This window comes from Natronococcus sp. (genome assembly GCF_047921035.1).
Lineage (GTDB): Archaea > Halobacteriota > Halobacteria > Halobacteriales > Natrialbaceae > Natronococcus.
This window is the reverse complement of the sequence record NZ_JBLRWX010000131.1, coordinates 1-7160: the sequence shown is the minus strand read 5'-3', so window position 1 is coordinate 7160 and position 7160 is coordinate 1. Positions and strand designations below refer to the sequence as shown.

At 67.3% G+C, this 7160-nt stretch carries 7 protein-coding genes; 2 read left to right on the top strand and 5 right to left on the bottom strand.

Annotated features, from left to right (window positions below; genetic code table 11):
• The coding region (locus ACNA7R_RS18245) for an MBL fold metallo-hydrolase (RefSeq protein ID WP_416284947.1) at nucleotides 1-380 on the bottom strand (380 nt) is incomplete at its 3' end.
• A gap of 383 nt (nucleotides 381-763) precedes the next feature.
• Here ACNA7R_RS18245 and ACNA7R_RS18240 point away from each other — a divergent pair.
• Both ACNA7R_RS18240 and ACNA7R_RS18235 read left to right on the top strand, forming a co-directional pair.
• Nucleotides 764-2986 (top strand): amino acid permease, encoded by a 2223-nt coding sequence (locus ACNA7R_RS18240; RefSeq protein ID WP_416284946.1) that lies wholly within the window; start codon nucleotides 764-766, stop codon nucleotides 2984-2986.
• 117 nt (nucleotides 2987-3103) lie between these two features.
• Entirely contained in the window at nucleotides 3104-4333 is a 1230-nt protein-coding gene (locus tag ACNA7R_RS18235) for an MgtC/SapB family protein (RefSeq protein ID WP_416284945.1), read from the top strand.
• A 32-nt stretch (nucleotides 4334-4365) separates the two neighbouring features.
• Here ACNA7R_RS18235 and ACNA7R_RS18230 read toward each other — a convergent pair whose 3' ends face one another.
• The 4 genes from ACNA7R_RS18230 to rpsB all read right to left on the bottom strand — a co-directional run.
• Entirely contained in the window at nucleotides 4366-5118 is a 753-nt protein-coding gene (locus tag ACNA7R_RS18230; protein WP_416284944.1) for an isopentenyl phosphate kinase, read from the bottom strand.
• Complete coding sequence (gene mvk / locus ACNA7R_RS18225; protein ID WP_416284943.1) at nucleotides 5115-6101, bottom strand: mevalonate kinase; 987 nt, start codon at nucleotides 6099-6101, stop codon at nucleotides 5115-5117. Before mvk ends, ACNA7R_RS18230 begins: the two co-directional genes overlap by 4 nt.
• 84 nt (nucleotides 6102-6185) lie before the next feature.
• Nucleotides 6186-6314, bottom strand: a complete 129-nt coding sequence (locus ACNA7R_RS18220) for a hypothetical protein (protein WP_416284942.1) — start codon at nucleotides 6312-6314, stop codon at nucleotides 6186-6188.
• 76 nt (nucleotides 6315-6390) lie between these two features.
• Nucleotides 6391-7160: 30S ribosomal protein S2 (gene rpsB, locus ACNA7R_RS18215; RefSeq protein ID WP_416284941.1), on the bottom strand; the 770-nt coding region annotated here is incomplete at its 5' end.

The following is a 7160-nucleotide window of genomic DNA, read 5'->3' as shown; positions in this document are numbered from 1 at the left end:
AGGTCGTTCTCGACGCCGAACTTCTGTTCGCCCTCGATCTGCTGTTTGACCAGCTCGATCGTAAACGGCGTGGCGACGACCGGCGCGTTGTACCGGTGGGCCAGCTTCGAGATGGCGCCGATGTGGTCCAGGTGGCCGTGGGTCGGGACGATCGCCTGCACGTCGCCCTCGAGGTCGCTCATGATCCGATCGTCGGGAATGGCGCCCATGTCGATCAGATCCAGACTGTGCATCCGCTCGGTTTCGACGTTGTCGTGGATCAGAACCTGCGAGAGGTTCAGCCCCATGTCGAAGATGACGACGTCGTCGCCGGCGCGAACGGCGGTCATCTGCCGTCCGACTTCCTCGTAACCGCCAATCGTTGCAATTTCGATTTCCATAGTTGCTAGCACTGAAAGCCGCGTGTGGACTCTCACTGAAACGGTCCGCGGACTCCCGGTTGTGCGGCCCCGGCGTCTTACAGCGCGTCGGCCATCCCGCTATGCGCTCGCGGCGGTATACCCCGCCAACCGGCCCACAGGAACGCTGTGGGCCGCGAACGCACTTGCCCGCGGGTACGTTACCCCTCCCTACACGCTCGGATGTTAAAAACGCAGTGGGTTGGGTCCCGACGAGCGCGCCGAGCCGCCGATCGGATCTCGAACCGCCCGACCGTTCGATTTCGGGAGAGAGTAGTTGACGCCCATCGAATAAGGTAGCGGCGACTGCGCAATCGGTTCCGAAACACCAACGTTTCTTAGCGCCCGCCGGGAAACTCCCCCCGATGACGAAGGATCTCGAGCGCGACCTGGGGCTGTTCGCCGTGATCGCGATCAGCATGGGCGCGATGATCGGCAGCGGCATCTTCATCCTACCCGGAATCGCGATGGCCGAGGCCGGCCCCGCCGTGATCCTCGCGTTCGTGATCGCGGCGATCCTGGTCGTCCCCGCCGCGCTCAGCATCGCCGAACTCGGGACCGCGATGCCCGAGGCCGGCGGCGACTACGTCTTTATCGAACGCGGGATGGGTCCCGCGGTGGGAACGATCGCCGGCCTCGGGACGTGGCTGATGTTGATGCTGAAGGGTGCACTCGCGCTCGTCGGCGGGATGTTCTACCTCGAGGCCGTGATGGCCCTGCCGAGCATCGAGGCGGTGGCGATCACGTTCGCGCTCGTGCTCATCGCCGTCAACCTGGTCGGCGTCAAACAGACTGGCGGACTCCAGTTGATCATGGTCGTCGTCATGCTGGTGATCCTGTCGGTGTTCGTCGCGGGGTCGATCATCCGCGTCGACGGCGCGAACTACGACCCCTTCTTTACGGAGGGAATGAGCGGCGTGTTCACCGCGACCGCGACCGTGCTCGTCTCCTACGCCGGCGTCACCAAGGTCGCCGCCGTCGCCGAGGAGATCGAGAACCCCGGGCGGAACCTCCCGCTCGGGCTGCTCGCCTCGCTGGTCGCCACGTCGATCCTGTACGCCCTGCTGGTGTTCGTCCTCGTCGGCGTCATCGAGGGCGAGGTCCTGGCCGGCGAGGAGGCGCCGATGGCCGAGGCCGTCGACCTGCTGTTCGGCGAACTGTTCCTGATCGCGATCGTCCTCGCCGCGCTGCTCGCGCTGGTCAGTACCGCCAACGCCGGGATCCTGACGGCCTCGCGGTACCCGCTGGCGCTGAGCCGCGACGAACTCTTCCTCGAGATCTTCGAGTACATCCACCCGCGGTTCGCGACGCCGGTCGTCGCGATCCTCACGACGGGCGGACTGATGATCGTCGCGATCCTCACGCTCGACGTCGAACAGATCGCCAAGTCCGCCGGCGCCTTCCAGATACTCGTTTACATCCTGGTCTGCGGTGCACTCATCGCCTTCCGCGAACGCGACCTCGAGTGGTACGACCCGGAGTTCTACACGCCGGGATATCCGTGGGTTCAGCTGTTCGGCATCGCCTCCGGCGTGTTCATCATCTCCCGAATGGAGCTGCTCCCGATCGTCGGCTCGATCGGAATCGTGATCGGCGGATTCGTCTGGTACAAGCTCTACGCCGAGGAGCGCGTCCAGCGCGAGGGTGTCGCGAAGGGACTGGCCCGCCGGGAGGCCGGCCGGCAGTTCGTCCGCGACACCGAAGCACAGCTCGAGCGGGAGGATCGCTACGAGGTGTTGATCCCGATCCGCCGGGACGTGACCCGCGAGCAGGAGGACGCCCTGATCCAGATGGCCGCGCCGATCGTTCGCCGCCGTGGCGGGCGGATCCGGGTCGTCCGGTTCGACGAAGTTCCCGATCAGGTCCCCCTCGACACCGCGGCCGACGAACTCTCGAGCGCGGACGTCGAGTTCGAGACCCGGACCGACGACCTCGTGCGCTACCTCGAGGTCCCCGTCGAGGTCGGCGAGATCGTCAGCCACGACACCCGCCACGCGGTCGTCAACTTCGCCGACCGCACCGGCGCGGACCTGATCCTGGCCCGCGAGCGGGCGACGACCCGACTGGACACCCTGTTCGGCCGGGACGCCGACTGGATCATGGAACACGCCCCCTGCGACGTCGTCTTCGTCCAGCACGAACGGCGCGGCGGGATCGACGAGATCGCGGTCGTTACCGACCGCAGTCCGTTCAACGACCCGCTGAAGGTCGAACTCGCGGACGCGATGGCCGACACGCTCGGCGCCTCGGTGCGGTTCCTCTTTGCGGTCGACGAGGACGCCCCCGACGAACTACTCGAGACGATCGACGAGTACCACGCCGAACTGGACGCGCTCTGTACCGTCCCCGTCGAATCGACGATCGTTCGCACCGACGACGAGATCGAGGGCCTCTCGCGGGAGCTCGAGTCGGCGGATCTGGTAATGTTGAGCACGGTTACGCACCGTCGGCTCCCGGACCTGTTCGTCGAACAGCGCTCGGACCGACTCGCCGCGGCGATCGAACAGCCAGTCCTGCTGGTCCACTCCAAGGAGACGCGCCGGGGGTCGTTCCTGCGCCCGATCCTCGAGCGAGTGCTGTTCGATTGATCGGTCGGAGACTCGACCGGGATCTCGTCCTGCTCGCCGGACGGACCGGTCGCGGCGCTCGTTCAAGGCGTAACGTAATCGCCACATAGTTCACCGCGACCGACCGTTGTCCGACCGATGGACGCGTCGACGATCGGACTGCTGGTCGCCTTCGGTATCGGTTCGTTGATCGGACTCGAGCGACAGCAGAGCGAATCCGCCGGAAGCTTCGCCGGCGTCCGGACGTTTCCGCTCGTCGCGCTTCTGGGTGCGCTGGTGTCGTTGTTCTTTCCGTCGCTCCTACCGATTCTGTTCGGGATGTTCCTCGCGCTCGTCGTCGTCGCGTACGTCAGCAAGATCGTCCTGGAGGGAGACGCCGGGATGACGACGGCTATCGCGATGGTGCTGACGTTCGTCTACGGCGCGATGGCCGTCCACTCCGAGGAGGGGCTCACACTGGCGGTTGTCTTCGGGACCGTCACCGCCGCGCTCCTCGCGGTCAAAGAGCCGATGCACGAGCTGACCGGCCGCATCGGCCCGACCGAACTTCGGGCGACCCTGAAATTTCTCATCGTCGCGCTCGTCGTGCTCCCGTTGCTTCCCGACGGGGAACTCGAGGCGCTGTTCGGCCTGAACCCGCGGTTCGTCTGGCTGATGGTCGTCTTCGTCTCCGGGCTCGGATTCCTCGGGTACGCCCTCACGAAGGTTCTGGGACCCCAGGCGGGGATCGGACTGACGGGGCTCCTCGGTGGATTCGTCTCCTCGACGGCGACCGCGATGGCGATGGCCGAACAGTCGCGCCGAAACCCGGAACTCGCGACCATCTCCGCGTTCGCGACTGCGGTCGCGTCCATCGTGATGTTTCCCCGAGTGCTACTCCTGGTCGCGGTCGTCGCACCGGAACTGGTGGCGTCGCTCGCGGTTCCGCTGGCCGCGATGACGGCGGTCGGCGGACTGTTGTCGCTCGCTCTCTTCGCCCGGATCCGAGCCGGCCGAAAGCCGCTTTTCGTGCCGGACAACCCGTTCCGGCTTCGCCCTGCGTTGCTCTTCGGGACGCTCTTTGCGGGCGTTCTCCTCGGGGTCGACCTCGTCAGCGCCGTGTTCGGGGCCGGCGGCGTGTACTGGGCTGCGGCGCTGGCTGGAACGGTCGACGCGAACGCGATCACGTTATCGCTGAGCAAACTCGCCCTCGACGGCGACCTCGCCGCGACGGTCGCCGTGACCGGGATCGTCCTCGCCGTCGTGGTGAACACGCTCGTCAAGATCGCGATCGTCTGGCTGTTCGGAACGGCCGCCGCCGGACGGCTCGTCGCCGGGATCCTCGGGACGACCGCAGCGGCGGGACTGGGGGTCGTGTGGCTCCTATAGCGTCGACGTACGGGTTCTCGACCGCGCCCCCGTCACCCGATCGTGGTTCCTGGCTCTTCGCTCTCGAGGAACCCCTCCAACCCCTCGAGGCCGAAGATCGAGGCGTCGGCCTCGAGTTCGAGTAGCGCCCGGACCTTCGCGGCCATCCCGCCGGTGACGTCCGTCGCCTCGCTCTCGCCGAGCACGTCCGCGACGGTTCCGTAGGACTCGATCCGGTCGATGACCGCGTCGTCGTCGTCGAGCACGCCCGGAACGGTCGAGCAGAGGCCGATCCGATCGGCCTCGAGCGCCCGTGCGAGTTCGGCCACGAGTTCGTCGCCGCTGACGATCGTCACGCCCTCGCCAGCGTGGGCGATCACGTCGCCGTGGAGAACGGGGACGAACCCCTCCTCGAGCAGCGTCCGAACCTGCCCCGTCGGCAGGTGGAGGTCGCCGTCGGGGTCGCGGTGGCCCGCCGAGAACGGGTGGACGGGAACCGCGGGGACGTCGCGCTCGAGCAGCCGCGAGCGGACGAACGCGTTCAGCGTCGTCATCGCCCCGTGGACGTCCTGCACCGCGCCCGGATCGTGGGTTCCAGCGGTCGTGCTGACCCCGTGCTCGCTGGCGTTGTGGTGGCCGAAGCTCCCGCCGCCGTGGACGACGACGAGCCCCTCGGCGAGCGATTCCGAGGGGGACTCGAGGGCGGCGGCGACGGCGTCGGCCGCCCGATCGAGGGCCTCGCCGTCCAGCGTCTCCGCGCGGTCCTTGTCGGTGACGACGCTGCCGCCGAGTTTCAGGACGATCATTCGAGTCGCTCCACCCCCGTCTCCGCGAGTTCGGCCCGGAAGGTCTCCTCGCAGCCGGGCGTGTACGAGAGGGCGGTCTCGGTTTCGTCGGTGGGATCGAGCGCGACGATACAGCCCCCGCCGCCGGCCCCGGTCAGCTTCGCGCCGTAAGCGCCGGCGTCTCTGGCCCCCCAGACCATCGAGTCCAGCGAGCGCGAGGACACTCCCAGCGCCGACAGCAGGCCGTGGTTGAAGTTCATCAGTCGGCCGAGTTCCTCGAGATCGCCCGCCTCGAGGGCGTCCTCGCCGTTGCGGACGACGTCGCCGATCGCCGCGACGGTGTCCTCGGCGAAGGGGTACTCCTCGCGGAGTTTTCGAACCCCCGCGACGAGTTCGCCTGTGTCGCCGGCCCCACCGTCGAATCCAATCACCAGCGGGAGGTCGGGCGCCTCGATCGAACCGCAGTCGTCGCCCTCGACGCGGACCGCACCGCCCGTCGCCGAGCAGAAGGTGTCCGCCCGGGAGGCCTGGCCGTCCTGGACCTCGTACTCCGTCCGAAAGGCGCGTTCGGCGATCTCCTCGGGCTCGAGGGTAACGCCGAGTTCGCGCGTCGCGGCGTCGATGGCGGCCACGACCACTGCGGCGGAGGAGCCCAGTCCCGCTCCCAGCGGGATATCGCTCTCGATGGTGACGTCGAAGCCGACGTCCTCCTCGCCGGTGACCTCGCGAACCTGTTCGATCGCGCCGTCGACGTAGCCCATCGCCGCCGTCACCAGCGACTCGGGGACGTCGACGTCGGGTTGTTGGTCCGCACTCCCGCCGTACTCGACCGTGAAGCCGTCCAGACTGAGGTCCTCGGCGTGAACGCGGAGCTTCCCGTCGTCCCGTCGCCGGACGCCGACGCGAGCCCGCCGTTCGATCGCACACGGCACCGCGGGCTCGCCGTAGACGACCGCGTGCTCCCCGAAGAGATAGACCTTGCCGGGGGCGCTCGAGCGTGTCATACCCGGCCGTTCGAACGACGGCGGTTAATAGTTGACTGTGTCGGTGCGGACGCTTGCAGCGAACGTGTGCGCACTCGTACCGGATTACAGAACGAGAAACGAAACCAACCGGTAGACGATACCGACCGCGAACATCGCGATCAGACCGATCGCGGACAGCACGACCGGCAGCGGCATCTTCTTCTCTTCGAACGCGAAGACGTGCTCGAGCATACCCTTCGGTTCACACGGATGGGCCCTAATACTATCGCTCCGGAACGGCGATCGGCGAGAAAAGCGAACCCCTCAGCTAGACCATGCTCTCGAAGTCCTCGAGCGCGTAGGACGGCTCGGCGCCGCGGCGGTCGAGAACCTCGTTGGCGAGCAGCCAGTAGACTACGGAGAGGGCCTTGCGACCCTTGTTGTTCGTGGGGATGACCAGGTCGACGTTGCTGACCTGGTTGTTCGAGTCACACATCGCGATGACCGGGATACCCACCGTGATGGCCTCCTTGACGGCCTGGGCGTCGCCGATCGGGTCCGTGACGACGACCACGTCGGGTTCGATGTAGCCGTCGTACTTGGGGTTGGTCAGCGTGCCGGGGATGAACCGACCCGTGCGCGCTCGAGCGCCGACCGCTTCGGCGAACTTCTCCGCGGGGAACCGACCGTACTGGCGGCTCGAGGTGACCAGGATCTGCTCCGGGTCGTAGTTCGAGAGGAAGTCCGCGGCCGTGCGGATACGGCCGTCGGTCTTCGAGACGTCGAGCACGTAGAGGCCGTCGGTTCGGACGCGGTGGATGAACCGCTCCATGTCCTTGGTCTTCTGCTGGGTCCCGATGTGGACGCCGGCGCCGAGGTAGTCCTCGACGGGGATCAGCAGGTCGGCCTCCTCGTCGCTCATGACGTCGTCGTCGAGGGAGGGTCCCGCGTCTTCTGCTTCGGCCTCGGCCGCGTCGGCCTCGGCGGACTGTTCTGCTGCTGGCTCGACGTCCTCGTCGGGATCGGCGGCGGGGCCGGGTCCTTCGGCCGGCTCCTCGTCGATCTCCTCGTCGGCGGCGTCGAGCCCTTCCTGGGTCG

Coding starts and splice junctions, on each gene's coding strand:
- ACNA7R_RS18240 (WP_416284946.1), top strand. CDS start 764: ATGACGAAGGATCTCGAGCGCGACCTGGGGCTGTTCGCCGTGATCGCG.
- ACNA7R_RS18235 (WP_416284945.1), top strand. CDS start 3,104: ATGGACGCGTCGACGATCGGACTGCTGGTCGCCTTCGGTATCGGTTCG.
- ACNA7R_RS18230 (WP_416284944.1), bottom strand. CDS start 5,118: ATGATCGTCCTGAAACTCGGCGGCAGCGTCGTCACCGACAAGGACCGC.
- mvk (WP_416284943.1), bottom strand. CDS start 6,101: ATGACACGCTCGAGCGCCCCCGGCAAGGTCTATCTCTTCGGGGAGCAC.
- ACNA7R_RS18220 (WP_416284942.1), bottom strand. CDS start 6,314: ATGCTCGAGCACGTCTTCGCGTTCGAAGAGAAGAAGATGCCGCTGCCG.